Raw genomic sequence first — 19,215 nt, 5'->3', positions numbered from 1 at the left:
GGGATCGCCAAAGCGCCACAAGCGCCTTGGCCAGGCCGAAAGCACGCTCCGGGAGGTCGGGATGTCGGAGACGACGAACATCGCGTTGCCGTCGATGCGGGTGTCCTACGAACACGGCTCGCTCACGGAGAGCGACCTCGCGGCCAGCTGGCACGAGCAGTTGCAGCTGTGGCTGGACCAGGCGGCCGGCGCCGGCCTGCCCGAGCCGAACGCGATGGTCCTCGCCACCTCCGACACCCAGGGCCGCCCGTCGTCCCGCACGGTGCTCGCCAAGGGCCTGGACGCGCGCGGCTTGGTGTTCTTCACCAACTACACGTCGACCAAGAGCCACGACCTGATGGCCACCCGGTACGCGTCGGCCACGTTCCCGTGGTTCGCGATGCAGCGGCAGGCGCACGTGCGCGGCACGGTCGAGAAAGTCGGTCCGGCCGAGACCGCCCACTACTGGGAGAGCCGCCCGCGCGGCTCGCAGCTCGGCGCGTGGGCGTCCCCGCAGTCCCGCGTCGTCGGCGGGCGCTCCACTTTGGAGAGCGCGCTGAACAAGGTCGAGCGCCAGTTCGCCGACGCCGACCGGGTGCCGGTGCCGCCGCACTGGGGCGGCTGGCGCATCCGCCCCGAAGAGGTCGAGTTCTGGCAGGGCCGCCGCGACCGCATGCACGACCGCCTCCGCTTCCGCCTCGGCCGCGACGGCTGGGAGCTCCAGCGCGTCGCCCCGTAGGTCTGCTGTGCCGGACGAGCCCCGTGGCGCCACACCGCCGCGGGGCTCGTTCGACGTCGGCGGCCGTGCTCGCCCCCGACCGCGTCAGAACTCCAGCGCCCAGCGCACGTACCGCATCGTCGGCGTGAAACCGGCCTCCTCGAACACGCCGGACGCCCCGGACGGCCCGCCGCGTCCACGCTCAGGCTCGCCCGGTCGTAACCCCGGTCGGCGGCGGCCCGCAGCGCGTGCCCGACCAGCGCCCCGGCGGCGGTGCTCCCTGAGCGTTCCGACGACCATGAAGCGCGCGTCGCGGACGCCGGTCGCCGCCGTGTCGGCCTCCCACCACATGGTCACCAGGACGCCCACCGCAGTCCCGCCCGGAAGTCCTCGTCAGCGCCCTCCGACCAGGGCTCGACCCGCAGCCCGTCGGGGATCGGCGCGTCGGGGATCGCGTCGCCGAGCGGGTGCTCCATGTGCCGGTAGTGGCGGACCGGCGTGAAGCCCCGGGAGCGCACGAGGTCGGCCAGGCCGGCGATGTGCTCGGGCTTGTGGACGTCGATCGCCAGCCTCAGCGCCGGGTGGTGCAGGGCGTGCGGGGCCTTCGCCGACTCCACCCCGGCCTCCAGGAGCTTCGCGCCGACGCCCCGGCGGCGGTGGTCGGGGTGGACGCCGCCGTCCAGGAAGACCCGGTGGACCTCTTCGGCGACCGGCTTGTAGCGGACCTTCACGTAGCCGACCATCACGTCGCCGTCGAAGGCGGCGAGGCTGTCGCGCTCCAGGTCCGCACAGGGGTCGACCAGCTCCTGGAGGGTGTCCGCCGCGGTGTAGTTCTCGCCGATCCGGTCCACGACCTCGATGGCGTTGAGGAGGTCGGCCGACGCCTCGGCGTCCGCGGTGGTCAGCGGGCGCCAGGTGAGTCCGTCCACCCGCCGGACGGTAGTGCCCGCACCTCCGGCTGTCGCTTCCTCTTACCTCACGCAGCGTGTTCGACATCTCGATAAAGAAGTTGTTAGTTGCCGTACGCTAACGACCGTGCGGAGAGTGCTCGGGAAGATTGCCATGGACACCCGACCGCTGAAGGTCGTGGCTTACCGGCGGCTGTGGCTCTCGACCATCGTCACGGCCATCGGCAGCCAGTTGACCGCGGTGGCGGTGCCCAAGCAGGTGTACGACCTGACCGGCTCGTCGGGCTGGGTCGGGGTGTCGGCGGGCGTGGCGCTGGTGCCGTTGCTGGTCTTCGGCCTGTACGGCGGCGCGATCGCGGACGTGGTGGACCGGCGCAAGCTGCTCGTCGTCACCAACACCGGCATCGCGGTGACGTCCGTGCTGCTGTGGCTCCAGGCGGCGTTCCACGCGGACTCGGTGTGGCTGGTGATCGCCCTGCTCGGCCTGCAACAGGTCTTCTTCGCCGCCAACGCCCCCGCCCGCACCGCGTCCATCCCCCGGCTCGTGCCCGCCGACCAGGTCCCGGCCGCCACCGCGCTCGGCGCGACGGTGATGATGTTCGGCGGCGTCTTCGGGCCCATGCTCGCGGGCGCGCTGATGCCGGTCGTCGGCCTCTCCACGCTGTACCTGGTCGACGCCATCGCGCTGACCCTGACCATCTGGGCGGTCTGGAAGCTCCCGCCGCTGCCGCCGCTGAGCGGGACGTCGCGGCGGGCCGGGCTGCGGGACGTGGTCGACGGGTTCCGGTACCTGGCCGTGCAGAAGATCCTGCTGGCGAGCTTCCTGCTGGACATCATCGCGATGGTGTTCGGGATGCCGCGCGCGCTGTTCCCGGAGATGGCCGAGAACACGTTCGGCGACCCGCCGGGCGGCGGGTTGGCGCTGGGCCTGCTGTTCGCCGCGATCCCGCTGGGCGCGATGCTGTGCGGCCTCACGTCGGGCTGGACGTCGCGCGTGACGCGGCAGGGCATGGGGGTGGTGCTCGCGATCGTGGCGTGGGGCGTGGCCATGATCGGCTTCGGCCTGTCGCACGCGCTCTGGCTGGCCGTGGTGTTCCTGGCGATCGGCGGCGCGGCGGACATGATCAGCATGGTGTTCCGCAGCGCCATCCTGCAGTCGGCGGCGACGGACGAGATGCGCGGCCGGATGCAGGGCGTGTTCATCGTGGTGGTCGCGGGCGGGCCGCGGTTGGCGGACCTGCTGCACGGCACCACGGGCGCCGTGATCGGCCCCGGCAACGCGACCGCGCTGGGCGGCGTGCTGGTCGTGGTGGCCACCGGGCTGGCCGTGGTGGCCATCCCGGCGATCAAGCGCTACCGGTTCACGCCTGAAGCCGTTGGAGGAACCGGGCCCACGAGTGCGCCGGAACGGTGATGGTCGGCGTGGGGTTCTTCGAGTCCCGCGCCGCCACCCGTGCCTCGACGTGCGCCACCTCGACGCAGTTGGCGGTGCTGTTGCTACGAGAACTCTTCCGCCACAGGGTCATGCGCCTATCTTGTCACGCGAGCCCCTTCAGGTAAGTCGCTGTTTCCTCGACGCTGAAGGCCACGTCGCGCAGGACGCCCCAGGTGTCCTCGTACAGCCTGATCTGGTCCGGCTCGTCCAGGAAGTGGCTGGCGATCTTGTTCTCCAGCAGCACCAGGCTGGGGTCGTCGTCGTACTTCAGGATCACGAACGCGCCGTTCAGGCCGGGGTGCAGGCCCGCCTCGGTCGGGATCACCTGGACCGTGATGTTCGGCATCGCCGCCATGTCCATGATGTGGCGGACCTGGCGGCCGTACGCGTGCGGGTCGCCGAACTGGCGTTCCAGGGCGCCCTGCTCGATGATCGCGTGCAGGCGGAGCGGGTTGGCGCGGGTGAGCAGGCCCTGGCGGGCCATCCGGCTGGAGATCAGCCGCTCGATCTGGTCGTCGTCCAGGGCGTGGCCCGTGGCGAAGATGATGTGCCGCGCGTACTCGGCGGTCTGGAGCAGGCCGGGGATCGTCAACGGCTCGTAGTTGAGCAGTCCGTTGGCCTCGTCCTCGAAGTCGGCCCAGGTCTGCCAGTCCTCGGGGAAGTGGGCGCTGCTCACCCGCAGCAGGCCGCGCTGCTCGGCGTGCCGGGCCAGGTCGAGCAGCTGCACCCGCTGCTTCTTGGTGACGTTGTAGAAGTCGAGCAGCTTCTCGACGTCGTCCAGGTAGATGCCGCTCTCGGCGCTCTCCACCCGGCTGATCTTGCTGGCGGACATCTCGACCGCCTTGGCGACGTCCGCCCCGGTCATGCCGGTGGCCCGGCGCAGCTTGCGCAGGGTGAACGCCAGGCGGCGCGAGCGGACGGACGCTTCGGAACGACGTGGCATGTGATCAACGGTAGGGATGTGCCGCCCCACTCGGAAGGGTGGTCACCCGATCGGGTAGTTGAGAGAAATATCGCAAGCTTGCATGATTCGGGCCATGGGTGAATCGATGATCAAGGTGACCGTGCCGAAGCGGGAGTGGCTGCTGCGGTGCTACTCCGACCACGAGGACGTGATGTCGCTGGAGGTGCAGGACGGCGGGATCGACCTGTTCCTGCCCACCGGCTCCGACACCGTCCGCCTGGAACCGGCTCAGATCGCGGCGCTGCGGGAGGCGTTGGACGAGGCCGTCTCACGTGTGGAGGCGGACCTGCGTCACGACTCGTGACCTGAAGTATCAAGACTTGCCCAAGCTGTGCGCGTTCGACTACCCGGCGCAATTGTGGTCCGGCACACTCACTCGGCATGGCGGAAGCGACGAGCGCACCGGCGCAACCGGAACTGAAGCGGGCCATCGGTCCGAAGTTGCTGTTGTTCTTCGTGGTCGGTGACATCCTCGGCACCGGCATCTACGCCCTCACGGGCAACGTCGCGGGCAAGATCGGCGGCGCGCTGTGGCTGCCGTTCCTGGTCGCGTTCGTGGTGGCGTTCCTGACCGCGTTCAGCTACCTGGAGCTCGTCGGCAAGTACCCGAGGGCGGCCGGCGCGGCGCTGTACGCCAACCGGGCTTTCAAGATCCAGTTCCTCACCTTCATGGTGGCGTTCGCGGTGATGAGCTCGGGCATCACGTCGGCGTCGTCCGCCGCGCTCGCGTTCGGGCGCACCTACCTGCAGTCGGTCATCAAGGAGTTCTTCTCGGACACGTTCACGGTGTCCGCGAGCCTGGTCGCGGTGCTGTTCATCATCGGCCTGGCCGCGATCAACTTCCGGGGCGTCTCGGAGTCGGTCAAGGCCAACGTCGTGCTGACCTGCATCGAGCTGTCCGGCCTGGTGATCATCATCGCGATCGGCGTCTACGCGGTGCTGGCGGGCGACGGCGACGCCTCGCGGCTCACGCAGGTCGACCCGGCGCCCGGCCAGAGCGCGCTGGTGGCCGTCACGTCCGCCACCGCGCTGGCGTTCTTCGCGATGGTCGGGTTCGAGGACTCGGTGAACATGGCCGAGGAGTGCCGCGACCCGGTCCGCATCTTCCCGCGCGCGATGCTGTGGGGCATGGTGATCGCGGCGTTGATCTACGTGCTGGTCGCGATCACGTCGTCGCTGCTCATCCCCGCCGACGAGCTGTCCAAGGCCGGGTCCTCGGCGCTGCTCAAGGTCGTCCAGGTGGGCGCGCCGGGCTTCCCGCTGTGGGTCTTCTCGCTGATCGGCCTGTTCGCGGTCATCAACTCGGCGCTGATCAACATGCTGATGGCCAGCCGGCTGCTCTACGGCATGTCGAACGAGCGGATCATCCCGAAGGCGTTCGGCACCGTGCACCCGTTCCGCCGCACGCCGTGGATCTCGATCGTCTTCACCTCGGGCGTCGCGATCATCCTGGTGCTCACCACCGACATCGCCAAGCTCGGCGGCACTACGGCGCTGCTGCTGCTCGTCGTCTTCACCATCGTCAACGTCGCCGTCCTGGTGCTGCGCAAGGACAAGGCCGACCACGAGCACTTCCGCGCGCCGACGTGGGTGCCGGTGCTCGGCGCGATCACGTGCGCGTACCTGGCCAGCCCGCTGTCGGGTCGGGCGTCGGCGGACTACGAGATCGCGCTCTACCTGCTCGCGGCCGGCGTGGTGCTGTGGGTCATCAACCGGCTGGTGCACGGCAAGGTCGAGTTCGACGCGGAGAAGCTGGCCAAGTAGCCACCCGGCCGGCGCGACGAGGTGGCGGCGCAGGGATTCCCGGCGCCGCCGCCCCCCGCCGACCCGATCGCCCCCCAACGGCGTCGGGTCAGGCCGCTTCCACCCGGTAGGGGTCGTGCTCGGCCAGCAGCTTCTCCAGCCGGGCCTGGTCCACGCGGCTCACCACGTAGGTCTCCTCCTGGCGGTCGCGGACGCACTTGGCCAGGGTGAAGGCCGACGTGACGGTGAACAGCAGGCCGAGCGCCAGGAACGCGCGCACCCAGCCGTCCACCGGCAGGTAGGCCACCCCGAGGCCGACGGCGGCCAGGGAGATGGCGAACGAGATCACCGCCTGCGCGTAGAAGGCGTTGGTGGTCGGCGAGTGCGGCTTCGCGGTCATGGGTGAAGAGTCCCCGCCGACCGGCCCCGGTGTCATGAGTACGACTACTCGATCAAGCGGTGACGCCCTGGTGTCGGCGCAGGTGGGTGGCGTCGTGCGCGTTGAACACGTCCACCACGTCACCGTGGTCGCGCACCAGTTCCCGCAACCGCTCCTGGTTCGCCAGGCGCAACGCCGGCGCGACCTCCATCCGCTTCTGCACGAACGCCAACGCGGGCGGGCAGTGCGGAGCCGCCTCCACCTCGCCGTGGAAGAAGTACGAGTCGCCCGCGTGCAGCAGCCATCGCTCACCGACGCGCACCGCCACCCCCGCGTGCCCGTGCGTGTGCCCGAACAACGGCACCAGCAGCACGTCCGGCCGGACCTCGCGCACGCCCGTGAAGCCGAACCACGCCTCACCGGTCGTCTCGTGCGGCACCCACCGCGGCCCGTGCTCCCACTGCCCGTCCGGGTACCGCACCCGGTCGTTGCCGGTCCTGCCCGGCCGCGTCGCCGCCGCCAGCTCCTCCGCCGACAGGTGCACCCGCGCGCCCGGGAAGTCGCGCAGACCGCCGCCGTGGTCGAGGTCCAGGTGGGTCAGCACGACGTCCCGCACGTCCGACGCGGCGAACCCCAGCGCCTCCACCTGCCGCACGGCCGTCTCCGACTCGTCCAGCACGGGCCGGGACACGACCCGCCAGCCCCGCGTCAGCGTCTCTGAGGGCCGCCGCACGTCGTCCACGCCCAGACCGCTGTCCACCAGCACCAAGCCGTCGTCGGTCTCCAGCAGCAGCACGTGGCAGACCAGCTCGGCGGCGCCGAACCAGGAACCGCCACCGCTCACCAGCCCCCCGCCGAACGGGCGCAGCGTGCCGCAGTTCAGGTGGTGCACCCTCATGGTCACGGCCTTCCCAGCAAGGCGCCCAGGCGGGCGCCGACGGCGTGCAGCGGGTCGAGCGAACGGCGGGTGCGGGCGAGCAGCAGCGCGCCCTCGATGGCGGCCAGCGCGACCGTGGCGAGGTCGTCGTCGCCCACGTGCTCGGCGATGACCTGGTGCCACGACCGGTAGACCTCGTCGCACGCGGCGCGGATCGGCTCGCTGTCCGACGCCGCGTCCAGCGCCACCGTGGCGATGGGGCAGCCGTTGCGGAAGTCCGAAGCCAGCAGCTGTCCGCCGAGCAGTTCCAAGGCTTGGGAAAGCGCTTTCGCCGGGTCCGGCTCGGCGGCGAGGACGGCGGTGAGCGCGGCGCGGAGGTCGTTGCCCGCCAACGCCACCGCCTCGACCGCCAGCTGCTCTTTCCCGCCCGGGAAGTGGAAGTAGAGCGACCCCTTGGGAGCACCGCCCTCGGCGAGGACCTGGTTCAGGCCCGTCGCGTGGTAGCCCTGCGACCGGAACAGCTCGGCCGCCGTGCGCACCACCCGCTGTCGGGTGTCGGTCCGTTTCGGCATGGTTTTACTATAGAGACCGGTCTAGTAACCAAGTCAAGCGCAGGTCCGCTCGGATACGCTCCTGACCCATGCTGGAGATCGCCCACGGCGCGGCGCGCGCCGTCATCGCACCCGAGGGTGCGGGACTGAAGTCCTACGAGGTCGGCGGCGTGCCGTACGTGGAGGCGTACGACGCGGACGAGCCGCCCATGGGCAGCGGCGCGGTGCTCGTGCCGTGGCCCAACCGCACGGCGGGTGGCAAGTGGACGCTCGACGGCGTCGAGCAGCAGCTGGAGATCGGCGAACCGGCCCGGGGCAACGCCATCCACGGCCTGGTGCGCCGGGCGATCTGGGGCACCGTCGAGCACACCGGGTCGCTGATCTCGCTGGAGACGCCGGTGGTGGGCTTCGGCTGGCCGGTCGAGCTGCGCACCACCATCACCTACGCGCTGGACGAGAACGGCCTGTCCGTCTCGCACGGCGTCACCAACGTGGGTGACAAGCGCACCCCGTTCGGGGTGGGGACGCACCCGTACCCGCGCGCCGGGGCGTCGGCGACCGACGAGACGTCCCTGTCGCTGGCCGCCTCGACCGTGCTGCCGGTGGACGCGCAGACCATGATCCCGAACGGCCCGGCCGTCCCGGTCGAGGGAACCGAGTACGACTTCCGGGTGGCACGGCTGCTCGAAGGGGTGAAGCTGGACACCGCGTTCGGCGGCTGCGAGCCCGTCGACGGGCTGGTGCGGCACGTGCTGAAGGGCCCGGCGGGCGGCGTCGAGGTGTGGGCGGACCCGGACTTCAAGTGGGTCCAGGTCTACACGCCGGACGACTTCCCAGGTCGGGGGCGTGCGGTGGCCATCGAGCCGATGACGTGCCCGCCGGACGCGTTGAACAGCGGGATCGACCTGCTGTGGCTGGAGCCGGGCGAGTCGTGGGCCGGCCGGTGGGGTTTGCGCCCGCTGTCGTAGGCCGTTAGCGTCGCTAACTATGAACGTCGCAATCACGGGTGGGCACGTCGTGCCGGTGGTCGGTGAGCCGATCGACGGCGGCACGGTCCTGGTCCAGGACGGGAAGATCGTCGCGGTCGGCGCCGACGTCGAGGTGCCGGCCGGCGTCCCGGTCGTGGACGCGGCGGGCTGCTGGGTGCTGCCCGGCTTCGTGGAGGCCCACGGCCACCTCGGCGTGCACGAGGAGGGCGAGGGCTGGGCCGGGCAGGACACCAACGAGATGACCGACCCCAACGGCGCCCGGCTGCGCGCGTTGGACGCGATCAACGCCGCCGACCAGGGCTTCGCCGACGCCCTGGCGGGCGGCGTCACGACGGCGGTGGTGAAGCCCGGTTCGGGCAACGTCATCGGCGGCCAGACCGTGGCGGTGAAGTGCTGGGGCCGCACGGCCGACGAGATGCTGCTGCGCAACCCCGTCAGCGTGAAGAGCGCGCTGGGCGAGAACCCGAAGCGCGTGTACGGGGACCAGAAGAAGCTGCCGTCCACCCGTCAGGGCGTGGCGGCGGTGATCCGCGACGCGTTCACCAAGGCGCAGGACTACGTGGCCAAGCGGGACGAGGCGGACGGGGCGTTCGAGCGGAACACCACGTCCGAGGTGCTGGCCGAGGTGCTGTCCGGCGAGTTGCCGTGGTGCCAGCACTGCCACCGCGCGGACGACATCGCGACGGCGTTGCGGCTGGCCGACGAGTTCGGCTACCGGCTGATCGTCAACCACGGGACCGAGGGTCACCTGATCGCGGACGTGCTGGCGGAGCGTGAGATCCCGGTGATCATCGGGCCGCTGTTCACGTCCCGCTCGAAGGTCGAGGTCCGCAACCGCTCGCTGCGCAACCCGGGCATCCTGGCGCGCGCCGGCGTGCAGATCGCGATCACCACGGACCACCCCGTCGTGCCGATCCACTTCCTGGTGCACCAGGTGACGCTGGCGGTGAAGGAAGGCCTGGACCCGAAGGTCGGCCTGGAGTCCATCACCACCAACCCGGCCCGGATCATGGGCCTGGACGACCGCGTCGGCTCCCTGCGCCCCGGCCTCGACGGCGACGTCGTCATCTGGTCGGGCGACCCCCTGGACGTGATGAGCCGCGCCCTGAAGGTCTACGTCGAAGGCCGCGAGGTCTACCGCTACTCCGACGGCGAGGAAATCGTCACCAACCCCTTCTACACCGAATAACCCCGCGAGAGTCCTACCTCCAGCCCGCGAGAGTCCTACGTCCAGAGCACCTGAGTTCAACGCTGAGCGTTGAACTCGGGTGTCGCGAACGTAAGACTCTCGCGGCGTGAAGGTAGGACTCTCGGGTCAGCGGAGGGAGCGGCCGATGACGAGGCGTTGGATCTGGTTGGTGCCCTCGAAGATCTGGAGCACCTTGGCCTCGCGCATGTAGCGCTCCACGGGGAAGTCGCGGGTGTAGCCGGCGCCGCCCAGCACCTGCACGGCGTCGGTGGTCACCTTCATCGCCGCGTCGGTGCAGACCAGCTTGGCGATCGCGGCCTGGCGGCGGAACGGGAGGCCGCGGTCGCGGCGGCGGGCGGCGTCCAGGTAGGTGGCGCGGGCCGACTCGACGGCGGCGGCCATGTCGGCCAGCAGGAACTCCAGGCCCTGGAAGTCGATGATCGCGCGGCCGAACTGGGTGCGCTGCTTGGCGTACGCCACCGCCTCGTCCAGCGCCGCCTGCGCCAGGCCCACGCCGCAGGCGGCGATCCCGAGCCGACCGGAGTCCAAAGCGGACAGCGCGATCTTCAGGCCGTCGCCCTCGGCGCCGATCAGGCGGTCGGCGTCCACCCGGACGTCCTCGAACGTCAGCTGCGCCGTCACCGAACCGGTCAGCCCCATCTTGCGCTCCGGCTTCGCGGCGGTCAGGCCGGGGACCCGGCCCGGGGCGAAGAAGCAGCTGACGCCCTTGCCGCCGTCGTCGGACGTGCGCGCCATCAACGTGTAGAAGTCGGCGACGCCCGCGTGCGTGATCCACGCCTTCGTCCCGTTCACCGCGTAGTGGTCACCCGACCGGACGGCCCGCGTCGACAACGCCCCCGCGTCCGACCCGGCGTGCGCCTCCGACAGCGCGTACCCGCCCAGCTGGTCGCCCGCCAGCGCGTCCGGCAGCCAGCGCGACTGCTGCTCCTCGGTGCCGAACGTCGCCAGCGCGTAGCTGGACATGACGTGCACCGACAGCCCGACCGCGACCGACATCCACGCCGAAGCGACCTCCTCCAACGCCTGCAGGTACACCTCGTACGGCTGCTCCCCGCCGCCGAACCGCTCCGGGTACGGCAGCCCGAGCAGCCCGGTCTTGCCGAGCAGCCGGAACTCGTCGCGCGGGAACCGCTCGTGCTCCTCGGCGTCGGCCGCGTGCGGCGCCAGCTCGTCGCGGGCGATCTCGCGCACGAGGGCGAGCAGGTCCTCGGCCTCGGTGGTGGGCAGCAGGCGTTCGGCGGGCATCGTCGACCTCCGGGTGCGGCGTCGGTGGCGTCCAGGTCGGGACGGTACTCTCGACAGTACTGCAGGACGTACGTCAGTACTGTCCCCCGGCACTGTGAAAGAGTTCCGCTCGTGACCTCGATCGCACGTCGACCGCCGACGCCCAGGCAGGTGGAGCTGCTGGGCAGGCTCGAGTCGCTGGTGCTCGCCGAGGGCTTCGCGCACTTCACCCTGGACGACCTCGCCGCGCGCCTGCACTGCTCCAAGTCCACCCTGTACGCGCTGGCCGCGAGCAAGGAGCAGCTGGCCGTCAAGGTCGTCGGCCGGTACTTCAAGGGCGCGGCCGAGCGGATCGAGCACCGCATCGCCGGCGTCACCGACGTGCGCGCCCGCGTCGGCACGTACCTGGCGGGCGCGGCGGAGGAGCTGCGACGCGCGTCGGCGCAGTTCATCACCGACGTGTCCGCGTTCGCGCCCACCCGCGCCACCTACGAGCGCAACGCCCGCGCCGCGGCCGAGCGGATCAGCGAGTTCATCCAGGAAGGCGTGCGCGACGGGGTGTTCCGGGACGTGCATGCGACCCTGATCGCCGAGATGGCCGGTCTGCTCATCGAGGGCATCCAGACCGGTGTGCTGACCAGGCGGGCGGGCGTCTCGGACGCCGAGGCGTTCACCGCGCTGGGCGAACTGCTGCTGGACGGGTTGCGCAGAGAACGGAGCCAGTCGTGATCGTCGTCGCAGGTGAGGCACTGGTCGACCTGGTGCCCACGGCGGAGGGCACCCTCGCGCCGCGGCTGGGTGGCGGGCCGTACAACGTGGCCGTGGCCGCCGGGCGGTTGGACGCGCCGGTGAGCTTCCTCTCCCGGGTGTCGTCCGACCTGTTCGGCGACCGGCTGGTCGAGCGGCTGCACGCCTCCGGCGCGCGCACGGACCTCGTGCAGCGCGGTGACCAGCCCACGACGCTGGCGGTGGTCGGCCTGGCCGACGACGGCTCGGCGCGCTACTCGTTCTACGTCGAGGGCACCGCGGACCGCCAGGTGACCGACCCGGGCCCGCTGCCCGCCGGCACCAGGGCGGTGTCGTTCGGCACGCTCTCGATGGTCCTGGAGCCCGGCGCGAGCACCTACGAGCGCGTGCTGTGGCGCGAGGCCGAGCGCGGCGCGCTCACCGTGCTGGACCCGAACATCCGTGCGAGCCTCATCCACGACCCGGTGGCCTACCGCGACCGGTACGACTCGTGGCTGCCGCACGTCGGTCTGCTCAAGGTGTCCGTGGAGGACGCGCGGTGGCTGGCGGACCTGCCGGAGGACGCGCCGGAGGACGACGTGCTGGACGTCGTGCGCGACTGGCAGGGCGCCGGACCGGCCGCCGTCGTGCTGACCCGGGGCGGTGACGGGCTGGCGGTGCTGACGGCCGCCGGTGACGTGATCCGCGTCCCACCGACGCCGGTGGACGTGGTCGACACGATCGGCGCGGGCGACACCGTGCAGGGCGCGCTGCTCGCCTGGCTGCACCACCACGACGCGCTGTCCGTCGAGGCCGTCCGGGGTCTCCCGGGCGAAACGTGGCGTGCGGCACTGTCCTACGCGGGCGCCGCCGCGGCCATCACGTGCTCCCGCGCCGGCGCCGAACCGCCGTTCAGCCGAGAGTTGGGGATGACCTAGCTCTCACCCCTCGTGAGGTGGAGGAACAGCCCCGAAGGGCTACGGTGGGGGATGCACGCTAGCCACCCATGCATCCGGATGTGATGCCGGTCCGGCCTCGCAGAATCGGTTCACACCGCGGCTGCGCGGCGGGTCGTCCTCTGACTAGCGTGGGAGAACTGACAGGACCCCAACGGGGTGGTGCTGCGGTGCGGGGCGGTCCGACGTCCGCGCGCCCGCGTGCGAGACCCGCATGAGCCACCCCGCCCTAGCGTGAGAGGGACTCTGCATGCCCGACGCGACGACTGCGCCGAACGACACCCGTACCGTCGCGCTGCGCCATCCGGGCGGAGAGCACGAGATGAAGGTCGTGCCGGCCACCGAGGGTGCGCCCGGTGTCGATCTCGGCAAGCTGCTGGCCAACACCGGTCTGGTCACGCTGGACAGCGGGTTCGTCAACACCGCTTCCTGCTCCTCCGAGATCACCTACATCGACGGTGACGCGGGCATCCTGCGCTACCGCGGCTACCCGATCGAGCAGCTCGCCGAGAAGTCGAACTTCAACGAGGTCAGCTACCTGCTGATCTACGGCGAGCTGCCGACCCAGGCCCAGCTGGAGGAGTTCTCCTCCAAGATCAACCGGCACACGCTGCTGCACGAGGACCTGAAGCGGTTCTTCGACGGCTTCCCGCGTGACGCCCACCCCATGCCCGTGCTGTCCTCGGCGGTGTCCGCGCTGTCGACGTTCTACCAGGACAGCCTCAGCCCGTTCGACGCCAACCAGGTCGAGATCTCCACGATCCGCCTGCTGGCCAAGGTGCCCACCATCGCGGCGTACGCCTACAAGAAGTCCGTGGGCCAGCCGTTCCTGTACCCGGACAACTCCCTGGGGCTGGTGGACAACTTCCTGCGCATGACGTTCGGCTTCCCGGCCGAGCCCTACGACGTCGACCCCGACCTGGTGCGGGCGCTCGACCTGCTGTTCGTGCTGCACGCCGACCACGAGCAGAACTGCTCCACGTCGACCGTTCGCCTGGTCGGCTCCTCGGAGGCGAACCTGTTCGCGTCCATCTCGGCCGGCATCAACGCGCTGTTCGGCCCGCTGCACGGCGGCGCGAACTCCGCGGTGCTGGAGATGCTGGAGAAGATCCGGCGCGAGGGCGGTGACGTCTCCTCGTTCGTGAAGAAGGTCAAGAACAAGGAGGACGGCGTCCGCCTGATGGGCTTCGGCCACCGGGTCTACAAGAACTACGACCCGCGCGCGGCGATCATCAAGAAGACCGCCGACGAGATCCTGGGCAAGCTGGGCGCGTCCGACGAGCTGCTGGACATCGCCAAGGCCCTGGAGGAGACGGCGCTCGCCGACGACTACTTCGTCGAGCGCAAGCTGTACCCGAACGTCGACTTCTACACCGGCCTGATCTACCGCGCGATGGGCTTCCCGACGAAGTTCTTCACCGTGCTGTTCGCCCTGGGCCGGCTGCCCGGCTGGATCGCGCACTGGCGCGAGATGATCTCCGACCCGGCCACCAAGATCGGCCGCCCGCGGCAGGTCTACGTCGGTTCGCCGGAGCGCGACTTCGTGCCGCTCGACCAGCGCTGACCCACCGCGCCCGGAGGCCCGCGCCGACACCCGTCGGTGCGGGCCTCTCCCGTCGGCGGGCACTGCTCGACGTCGGCGCTGCCCCGGGCGCGACCGGGCGGACCGTCCGCTGTGGACCGGCGAACTAGCGCAGCACGTCCCGCAGGCGCACCCGGGCGCCCGTGCGCAGCACGGCGTTCGCGTACACCTTGCCGCCCAGCCAGTTGATCGCCGCCGCCGCCGCGATGGCGAGCACGACCGCCAGCAGCACCTGCCACGTCGGCGCGACGCCCATCGCCATCCGGCCGGGCATCAGGATCGGCGCGAACGGCGGCAGCAGCGACAGCGCGGTCACCACCGGGCCGGTCGGGTCGTTGATCATCAGGTTGAAGCCGACCACGAACGCCAGCGCGACCGACGCGCTGATCGGCGTCAGCACCGACTGCAGCTCCTCCTGCCGCGACACCAGCGACGCCGCCGCCGCGAACACCGTGGCGTACAGGAAGAACCCGAGCAGGTACCACAGCACGCCGGTCGCCAGCGCGCCGCCGGCCACGCCCGTCACGTCGATCACCCCGGACACCGACGCCAGCACCAACCCGATGCCGCCGATCAGCACCAGCTGCAGCAGCCCCACCGCGCCCAGCCCGGCGACCTTGCCGAGCAGCAGCTGCCACGGCCGCAGCGTGGCCAGCAGGATCTCCACCACCCGGCTGGACTTCTCCTCCACCACGCCCTGCGCCACCATCGTCCCGTAGACCAGCAGCGAGTAGTACAGCAGCGCCGCGACGACCAGGCCGATCGCCAGCCGCTGGCCCTCCAGCGGATCGCTCGGCTCCAGCGCCACCACGTCCACGCCCGCGCGTTCGACGTCCTGCGCCACCGCCGCCGGGTCCAGGCCGGCCCGCGCGAACTCCGCGTCCAGCACCTGCTGCCGGACCAGCAGGTCGATCGAGTTGCGCAGCCCCTCGGCCAGCGACTCCTCCACCACCACGCGCAGGTCGTCCGACGCGCCGGTGACCAGGGCGTCCACCTCGCCCGAGCGCACCTGCTCCTCGGCCGCCGCCGGGTCGGTGACGTCGACCGTCTCCACCTCGCGGCCGAACGACCGGGCGGTCTCCTTCAACGGCTCGGCGAGCGCCGTGGCCTGCCCGCTCAGCGCGACCCGGTCGCGGTTCGAGTCGTCGAACAGCAGGCCCTGCAGCACCAGGTAGCCCGCCAGCACGGCGACGATCACCAGCGTCCCGAGCACGAACGACCGGGTGCGCACCTTGCCGAGGAACTCCCGGCGCGAGACCAGGAACACCGCCCGGCCGGGGGTGAGGTCGCTCATGCCGCGCTCTCCTCGGTCACCACGCTGCGGAACAGCTCGGCCAGCGACGGCCGCTGCCGGGCGAACTCGTGCACCGGGCCAGTGCCCAGGGCGGCGCGCAGCACCGCCTGGTCGTCCACGTCCGGCCCGACGTCCAGCACCGTGCGGCCGGCCGACGTGTGCGCCGACCGCACGCCCGGCAGGTGGTCGGCCCAGCCCTCCGGCGCCCCCGGCGCGTCCACCACCAGCTTCGACTCGCCGCCGGCGCGCAGCTCGTCCACCGGGCCGCACGCGACGAGCGTGCCGCTGCGCACGATGCCGACCCGGTCGCACAACCGCTCCACCAGGTCGAGCTGGTGGCTGGAGAACACCACCGGCACGCCCTTCGCGGCCTGCTCGCGCAGCACCTGGCTCATCACGTCCACCGCGACCGGGTCCAGGCCGGAGAACGGCTCGTCCAGCACCAGCACGTCCGGCTCGTGCGCCAGCGCCGCCGCCAGCTGCACCCGCTGCTGGTTGCCCAGGCTGAGCTTCTGCACCTCGTCGCCGCGGCGGTCGCGCAGGCCGAGCCGGGCGATCCAGTCCTCCGCCGAGCGGTGCGCCGCGTTGGTCGACATGCCGTGCAGCTCGGCCAGGTAGACGAGCTGGTCGAGCACCTTCATCTTCGGGTACAGGCCGCGCTCCTCGGGCATGTACCCGATCCGGCGACGGGTCCGGAAGGTGATCGGCTCGCCGTTCCAGCGCACCTCGCCCGAGTCCGCGGCCAGCACGCCGAGCACGATGCGCATCGCGGTGGTCTTGCCCGCGCCGTTGCTGCCGACGAAGCCGAACAGCTCGCCCGCGCGCACGTCGAAGGTCATCCCGTCGAGCGCGACGACCTCCCCGTAGCGCTTGGAGACCCGGTCGATCTCCAGCACTCCCTGTGCCACGCTGCTCCCCTCCTGTCGCGACGGCGGCCCGGCGTGCGGCCGGGCACCGCCCCGGCCGGTCCCGCTCTCGTCATACCCCGTTCCGGCCGGTGCGCCCCGGGTGAACAATTCACACAATAGGCCGAATGGCGGTATCGGCGGGCGGTGGTCCCGAAAATCACGATTCGGTGAAACGATACGTCGCCGGGAACCGAATCGAGGAGTCGACGGGTCGAATTGCGCAGTAGGGCCGCAAGCCCCGTTGCCGTGAGGGGTGAACATGGAGCCGGACCAGTGGCTCGCGCAGTACGGAGAGAAGATCGAACAGGCCAAGCGGAACGCCGCTCAGGCCGAGTCGCAGCTCGGGGGCGTCGGCGGCAGCGCCACGTCCCCGGACGGCCTGATCACGGTCACCGTCAACGCCTCGGGCGCGTTGACCGACCTGATCCTGCGCCCGCAACTGCGCGGTGAGGACCCCGAGCGGATCTCCGGCGCGATCATGACCGCCGTCGCGCAGGCGCAGCGCACCGCGGCGGGCCGGGTCGTCGAGATCATGACCGAGTTCGTCGGCGACAGCCCGGCGCTGGAGTTCGTGAAGGCGAAGATGCCCAACGGCTATTCGGGTGACGGCACGGACGCCGCGGAACCGGAGCCGGAGATCCAGCGTCGAGACACCAGGCCCGATGACGACTACTTCACCAACCCACCCGATGTCATGGCCTGAGCAGGGGGTAGATGACCATGTTCCAGTCGTTCAACGTGAACCCGGGGGAGATCCGGGCACACGCTGGCACGGTCGACCAGCTGACGCAGCGGATGCTCTCGGCCACGCAGACCGCCGACCCGTCGCTGTCCACCGACGCCTTCGGCGTGTTCGGCTCGTTCCTGGCGCAGTTCCTGCTCAAGACGGCCGGGTCGTCACAGGACATCCTCGGCCAGGCCACCGAGACGGTCGCCGACATGTGCCAGGGCCTGCGTGAGGTCGCCGACCTCTACGAGAACGTCGACCTCGACAACGCGTTCGGCTTCACCGGAAAGGCACGGGGATGAGCGGGCAAGCCACCACCACCCAGGGTCGTGACCCCTCGCACCTGATCGGCGACGTGCAGGGCACCGTCGCGGCGGTCGAGCGGGGCGACTGGGTCCAGGCCGGCCTCGGCATGGCCAACACCGCCATGGGCATCGTCGGCCTGGCGGCCAACCCGCTGTCGGGCTTCCTGTCCGCCGGGTTCAGCTGGGCGATGCAGCACGTCGACTTCCTCAAGGAGCCGTTCGACGCGCTGCTGGGCAACCCGCAGGCGATCCAGAAGATGTCCGACAGCTGGAGCTCGGCGGCCAAGCAGATCGAGGGCATCGTCGCGGACTACCGGCGCACGTCGGTGGAGGAGACGCGGACCTGGCACGGTCGTTCGGCCGACGGCTACCGCGCGGCGAGCAAGCAGCACGCCGCCGGGTTGGAGACGCTGTCGAAGGCGACGCAGGGCATCTCCCGCGCGGCCAAGGGCGCGGGCGAGCTGGTCGCGACCGTCCGCAAGACGATCATGGACCTGATCAGCCAGGCCGTGTCCGAGATGGTCATGAAGATCATCCAGTGGCTGGCGGCGTCGTTCCTGACGTTCGGCGCGGCCATCGGCGCGGCGATCGCGGACATCGTGCAGATGGCGTGCAACTACGCCAAGAAGCTCGCGGACTTCCTGCAGAAGCTCGCCGGCTCGCTCAAGAAGCTGATCGACCTGATCAAGTCGGTCGCGCAGATCGCTCAGACCGCCAAGCAGATCCTGCAGGCGATCACCGCGATGACGTCGTCCAACAAGGGCGCGGGCGGCGGTGGCTCCGGGCCCCGGTTGACGCAGGGCGGTGTCGGGCTCGACGCGGGCCGGCTGGACGGCGTGTCCCGGGACGCGGGGCAGCGGTTCACCAACAACCCCGGCGGGTCGACCAACCCGTCCGGCTCGGGCGGCGGCGGCACGGGTGGTCCCGTGGTGAGCCGGCCGCCGACGCTGAACGGTGACGGCGGCGCGACGGACCCCAGCCGGTACTACCCGGCGGTGCCGGGTGGCCAGGTGGTCAGCGGTCCGCCGACGCTGGGTGGCGGCTCCGGTGGTTCGGGCGGGACCGACCCGGGTCGCGCGTACCCCGGTGGTCCGGGTGGGCCGGTGGTGAGCCGTCCGCCGACGGTCGGCGGCGGTTCCGGCGGTTCGGGCTCCGGCGGCGCCGGTGGCCACTGGGAGCCGGGCCGGTGGGTGCCGGCCGGCGGCTCGACCGGTGGCCGGGTGCCCGAGGTGCCCTCGTTGCGCGACACGACGTACACGACGGGCGGTTCGGGCGGCACGCCGTCCGTGCCCCCGATGCCCACGGTCCGCCCCGTGTCGGCCGACCTGCCCCCCACGCCCGGTGGCGGCGGTGGCGGTGGCTTCGCCGGCGGTGGCGGTGGCGGCGGGTTCGCCGGTGGCGGCGGCGGTGGCGGCTTCGCGGGCGGGTCCGGTGGCGGTGGCGCCGGCGGCTCGACCCTCCAGGCCGGTGGCTCGTCCGGCGTGCTCGGCGGCGCGGGCGCGACCAGCGCCGCGGGTGCGCCCGGCGGTGCGGCCGGTGCGGCCGGCGGACGTCCCGGCGGGGCCGGCGGCATGGGCATGATGGGCGCGCCGATGGCGGGCGCCGGCGGCCAGGGCGGCGACGGCAAGGACCACCAGCGCAAGGTGCGGATCGAGGGCCAGCCCCTGATCGAGGACCCGCCGAAGGCGTCCAAGCCGGTCATCGGCGAGTGACCCGACCGAAGGGGGACCTCCACCAGGA

General features: G+C 71.4%; 22 protein-coding genes. 12 read left to right on the top strand and 10 right to left on the bottom strand.

Annotated elements, in window-relative coordinates; translation table 11 throughout:
* The first annotated feature begins 61 nt into the window (after positions 1-61).
* On the top strand, positions 62-718 hold the full coding sequence (pdxH, locus tag AB0F89_RS04420; protein WP_367132795.1) for a pyridoxamine 5'-phosphate oxidase: 657 nt from the start codon (positions 62-64) through the stop codon (positions 716-718).
* A gap of 84 nt (positions 719-802) precedes the next feature.
* On the opposite strand, the gene AB0F89_RS04415 is transcribed toward pdxH, so the two are convergent.
* Together AB0F89_RS04415 and AB0F89_RS04410 are read right to left on the bottom strand one after the other, a co-directional pair.
* Positions 803-1,066: a hypothetical protein gene (locus AB0F89_RS04415; protein ID WP_367132793.1), complete on the bottom strand. Its 264-nt coding sequence runs from the start codon at positions 1,064-1,066 to the stop codon at positions 803-805.
* Positions 1,051-1,626 (bottom strand): GNAT family N-acetyltransferase, encoded by a 576-nt coding sequence (locus tag AB0F89_RS04410; RefSeq protein ID WP_367132791.1) that lies wholly within the window; start codon positions 1,624-1,626, stop codon positions 1,051-1,053. The genes AB0F89_RS04415 and AB0F89_RS04410 overlap by 16 nt, the downstream gene beginning before the upstream one ends.
* Positions 1,627-1,759: 133 nt before the next feature.
* Between AB0F89_RS04410 and AB0F89_RS04405 the strand changes: the two genes are divergently transcribed.
* On the top strand, positions 1,760-3,019 hold the full coding sequence (locus AB0F89_RS04405; protein ID WP_367138703.1) for an MFS transporter: 1,260 nt from the start codon (positions 1,760-1,762) through the stop codon (positions 3,017-3,019).
* Here the strand turns inward: AB0F89_RS04405 and AB0F89_RS04400 are convergent.
* Both AB0F89_RS04400 and AB0F89_RS04395 read right to left on the bottom strand, forming a co-directional pair.
* Positions 2,967-3,131 carry a DUF397 domain-containing protein gene (locus tag AB0F89_RS04400; RefSeq protein ID WP_367132789.1) on the bottom strand — a complete coding sequence of 55 codons (165 nt, stop codon included), beginning with the start codon at positions 3,129-3,131 and terminating at the stop codon, positions 2,967-2,969. The genes AB0F89_RS04405 and AB0F89_RS04400 overlap by 53 nt on opposite strands.
* 12 nt (positions 3,132-3,143) lie before the next feature.
* Positions 3,144-3,983, bottom strand: coding sequence for a helix-turn-helix domain-containing protein (locus tag AB0F89_RS04395; RefSeq protein ID WP_367132787.1), 840 nt, complete (start codon positions 3,981-3,983; stop codon positions 3,144-3,146).
* Positions 3,984-4,077: 94 nt separating this feature from the next.
* On the opposite strand from AB0F89_RS04395, the gene AB0F89_RS04390 reads away from it, so the two are divergent.
* Together AB0F89_RS04390 and AB0F89_RS04385 are read left to right on the top strand one after the other, a co-directional pair.
* On the top strand, positions 4,078-4,308 hold the full coding sequence (locus AB0F89_RS04390; RefSeq protein WP_367132785.1) for a hypothetical protein: 231 nt from the start codon (positions 4,078-4,080) through the stop codon (positions 4,306-4,308).
* A gap of 77 nt (positions 4,309-4,385) precedes the next feature.
* Complete coding sequence (locus AB0F89_RS04385; RefSeq protein WP_367132783.1) at positions 4,386-5,768, top strand: APC family permease; 1,383 nt, start codon at positions 4,386-4,388, stop codon at positions 5,766-5,768.
* Positions 5,769-5,856: 88 nt separating this feature from the next.
* Here the strand turns inward: AB0F89_RS04385 and AB0F89_RS04380 are convergent, their stop codons facing one another.
* From AB0F89_RS04380 to AB0F89_RS04370, 3 genes are read right to left on the bottom strand one after another with little or no spacing between them, the layout of a single operon-like run.
* Positions 5,857-6,147: a YiaA/YiaB family inner membrane protein gene (locus AB0F89_RS04380; protein ID WP_367132781.1), complete on the bottom strand. Its 291-nt coding sequence runs from the start codon at positions 6,145-6,147 to the stop codon at positions 5,857-5,859.
* Between the two features lie 52 nt (positions 6,148-6,199).
* A complete protein-coding gene (locus AB0F89_RS04375; protein ID WP_367132779.1) occupies positions 6,200-7,024 on the bottom strand; it encodes an MBL fold metallo-hydrolase in 825 nt (274 codons plus the stop codon).
* A gap of 2 nt (positions 7,025-7,026) precedes the next feature.
* Positions 7,027-7,575 (bottom strand): TetR/AcrR family transcriptional regulator, encoded by a 549-nt coding sequence (locus AB0F89_RS04370; RefSeq protein WP_367132777.1) that lies wholly within the window; start codon positions 7,573-7,575, stop codon positions 7,027-7,029.
* 68 nt (positions 7,576-7,643) lie between these two features.
* On the opposite strand from AB0F89_RS04370, the gene AB0F89_RS04365 reads away from it, so the two are divergent.
* Both AB0F89_RS04365 and AB0F89_RS04360 read left to right on the top strand, forming a co-directional pair.
* On the top strand, positions 7,644-8,522 hold the full coding sequence (locus AB0F89_RS04365; protein WP_367132775.1) for an aldose 1-epimerase family protein: 879 nt from the start codon (positions 7,644-7,646) through the stop codon (positions 8,520-8,522).
* A gap of 19 nt (positions 8,523-8,541) precedes the next feature.
* On the top strand, positions 8,542-9,732 hold the full coding sequence (locus tag AB0F89_RS04360; protein ID WP_367132773.1) for an amidohydrolase: 1,191 nt from the start codon (positions 8,542-8,544) through the stop codon (positions 9,730-9,732).
* 126 nt (positions 9,733-9,858) lie between these two features.
* Here the strand turns inward: AB0F89_RS04360 and AB0F89_RS04355 are convergent, their stop codons facing one another.
* Positions 9,859-10,998: an acyl-CoA dehydrogenase family protein gene (locus tag AB0F89_RS04355; RefSeq protein ID WP_367132771.1), complete on the bottom strand. Its 1,140-nt coding sequence runs from the start codon at positions 10,996-10,998 to the stop codon at positions 9,859-9,861.
* 111 nt (positions 10,999-11,109) lie between these two features.
* On the opposite strand from AB0F89_RS04355, the gene AB0F89_RS04350 reads away from it, so the two are divergent.
* From AB0F89_RS04350 to AB0F89_RS04340, 3 genes are all read left to right on the top strand, one after another.
* Entirely contained in the window at positions 11,110-11,706 is a 597-nt protein-coding gene (locus tag AB0F89_RS04350; RefSeq protein ID WP_367132769.1) for a TetR/AcrR family transcriptional regulator, read from the top strand.
* Entirely contained in the window at positions 11,703-12,641 is a 939-nt protein-coding gene (locus tag AB0F89_RS04345; protein ID WP_367132767.1) for a carbohydrate kinase, read from the top strand. The genes AB0F89_RS04350 and AB0F89_RS04345 overlap by 4 nt, the downstream gene beginning before the upstream one ends.
* A gap of 268 nt (positions 12,642-12,909) precedes the next feature.
* Positions 12,910-14,223 carry a citrate synthase gene (locus AB0F89_RS04340; RefSeq protein WP_367132765.1) on the top strand — a complete coding sequence of 438 codons (1,314 nt, stop codon included), beginning with the start codon at positions 12,910-12,912 and terminating at the stop codon, positions 14,221-14,223.
* Positions 14,224-14,347: 124 nt separating this feature from the next.
* Here the strand turns inward: AB0F89_RS04340 and AB0F89_RS04335 are convergent, their stop codons facing one another.
* Positions 14,348-15,535: an ABC transporter permease gene (locus AB0F89_RS04335; RefSeq protein WP_367132763.1), complete on the bottom strand. Its 1,188-nt coding sequence runs from the start codon at positions 15,533-15,535 to the stop codon at positions 14,348-14,350.
* Positions 15,532-16,443, bottom strand: a complete 912-nt coding sequence (locus AB0F89_RS04330) for an ABC transporter ATP-binding protein (protein ID WP_367132761.1) — start codon at positions 16,441-16,443, stop codon at positions 15,532-15,534. Before AB0F89_RS04330 ends, AB0F89_RS04335 begins: the two co-directional genes overlap by 4 nt.
* Positions 16,444-16,702: 259 nt before the next feature.
* Between AB0F89_RS04330 and AB0F89_RS04325 the strand changes: the two genes are divergently transcribed.
* Genes AB0F89_RS04325 through AB0F89_RS04315 form a run of 3 tightly spaced genes read left to right on the top strand, consistent with a single transcriptional unit; the run spans position 16,703 to position 19,187 of the window.
* The gene (locus tag AB0F89_RS04325; RefSeq protein ID WP_367132759.1) at positions 16,703-17,146 is read left to right on the top strand and encodes a YbaB/EbfC family nucleoid-associated protein; all 444 of its coding nucleotides are present in this window, start codon (positions 16,703-16,705) and stop codon (positions 17,144-17,146) included.
* Between the two features lie 11 nt (positions 17,147-17,157).
* Positions 17,158-17,472: a type VII secretion target gene (locus tag AB0F89_RS04320; protein ID WP_367132757.1), complete on the top strand. Its 315-nt coding sequence runs from the start codon at positions 17,158-17,160 to the stop codon at positions 17,470-17,472.
* Positions 17,469-19,187 (top strand): WXG100 family type VII secretion target, encoded by a 1,719-nt coding sequence (locus tag AB0F89_RS04315; protein ID WP_367132755.1) that lies wholly within the window; start codon positions 17,469-17,471, stop codon positions 19,185-19,187. Before AB0F89_RS04320 ends, AB0F89_RS04315 begins: the two co-directional genes overlap by 4 nt.
* Positions 19,188-19,215 lie beyond the last annotated feature (28 nt).

It is taken from the genome of Saccharothrix sp. HUAS TT1 (assembly GCF_040744945.1).
GTDB lineage: Bacteria > Actinomycetota > Actinomycetes > Mycobacteriales > Pseudonocardiaceae > Actinosynnema.
The sequence above is the reverse complement of the archived record's forward strand: the minus strand, read 5'-3'. Positions and strand labels throughout refer to the sequence as shown.